Raw genomic sequence first — 1,734 nt, forward strand, 5'->3', positions numbered from 1 at the left:
GAAACAGGGGGGACGGTGAGGGGGATGGGGCCATGTCTCCAGCGTGCCCCCGTTCGCCCGTCACCGATCGTTCCGCCGCACCGGTTGGCCGCCTTTCGGTGGTCGGTGCCCCGCCGCCGGGTCCCCGGTTCCCTCGGCGGTGATCTCCCCGGGCTGGGAACTCCCCGTGCCCTCTCCTGCGATCATCCCCACCCGAGGGGCATTCCCGGGGACTCGCGGCCGAAAGCTTCGGCCTTCAACCGAAAGGCGGGAATTCCGGGAGGGGGTGGGCGAGCGACGCCGATCCGGATTGCGGGACGTTTCCCGTCCGCCGTCGATCCGTGGCCCCTTTTCCGTATCGCCCCTTTTTTCCGATCGCCGACCGGAATCGGAAGGCCACGGATCGCCCCCGAAGCGCAACCAACGGCGCACGCCGCGATGGTGACGCGTGATCATCCGGATGGAATACCGGGGGATCACGGAAATTCGGATGCTCACCCGACCGACACGTATCACGCGAGTCAGACACTTTCGACACAAATGCAGACCCAAAGCGATCGACAACTCACCTATAGTGTTCCCGACTTGAACGTAGGTCCGAGTCCGCCCCGGTGGGCACGGCCCACTCGTCCCCGAGGACCCGATAGATGACAGCGCACATACCGCCGGTGCGACGGTGGACGGAACAGCCTCCGCACAGACGCACCCTGCTGGTCCTGCTGGCTACCCTCGTTCCGAGCGCCGCGATCGGCCTGTGGGGGGTGTACGCGGCCCCGGAGTCCTTCCGCGTCCCCCTCGCCTGGGGGGCCGGCGTCGGTGTCCTCGCCCTGTGTGTCGCCGCCGCCCTGGCGGCCCGGTCCCGCGACCGCGCGGATCTGCTGCGCGAACGCGTCCGGGAGCTGGAGACCGCCGAGCGCCGGCTCTCCGAGGAGCACGTCCCGGCGCTGGTCGCGCGCCTGCGCGAGAGCACCTCCGCCGACACCGCCCTGGCCTCCATCGCCCAGCCGGAGAGCCCCGCGCAGCGGGCGGTGCTCCGTCAGTTCGCCGAGGAGATCGGTCGCAGCGAGACGGCCCGTGCCTCGGCGATGTCCGCCTGCGCCAACGCCGCCGGCCGGATGCAGGCCATGGCCACCGGCATGCTCGCCGACCTGCGCGCCATGGAGCACCGGCACGCCGACCCCGACGTGCTCACCGACCTGCTGCACCTGGACCACCGCACCGCCCAGGCCGGCCGGCTCGCCGACAGCATCGCCGTGCTCACCGGCGCCCGCTCCGGACGCCGCTGGGCCAAGCCGATCGTCATGGAGAGCATCCTGCGCGGCGCGATGGGACGCATCGCGGGCTACCAGCGGGTGCGACTGCACTCCACCACCGATGTCGCGATCGCCGGTCACGCCGCCGAGGGCGTCATGCACGCCCTGGCCGAACTCCTGGACAACGCCGCGAACTTCTCGCCGCCCACCGCCGAGGTCCACGTCTACGTGGAGGAGGTGCCCGCCGGCCTCATCATCACCATCGAGGACAGCGGGCTGGTGATGAGCGAGACCGCGCTGCGTCGCGCCGAACGCGCCGTCTCCACCGACCCCCGCGACCTCACCACCCTCTCGGGCACCCGGCTGGGCCTGGCGGTCGTCGGCCGTCTGGCCCGCAAGCACGGCCTGTCGGTCTCCTTCCGCCCCTCCGCCCGCGGCGGCACCGGCGCCCTGATGCGCGTCCCCCAGGAACTCATCACCCGGCCGCGCAGCACCCCCGCGC

Annotated in this window: 1 protein-coding gene; it reads left to right on the forward strand. The window is 71.7% G+C overall.

Features of this window, described 5'->3' with window-relative positions:
* Positions 1-626 precede the first annotated feature (626 nt).
* Positions 627-1,734: sensor histidine kinase (locus FOE67_RS24855; RefSeq protein WP_182667064.1), on the forward strand; the 1,108-nt coding region annotated here is incomplete at its 3' end.

Origin of the sequence: Streptomyces calidiresistens, assembly GCF_014141525.1 — a bacterium.
Taxonomy (GTDB): Bacteria; Actinomycetota; Actinomycetes; order Streptomycetales; family Streptomycetaceae; genus Streptomyces; species Streptomyces calidiresistens.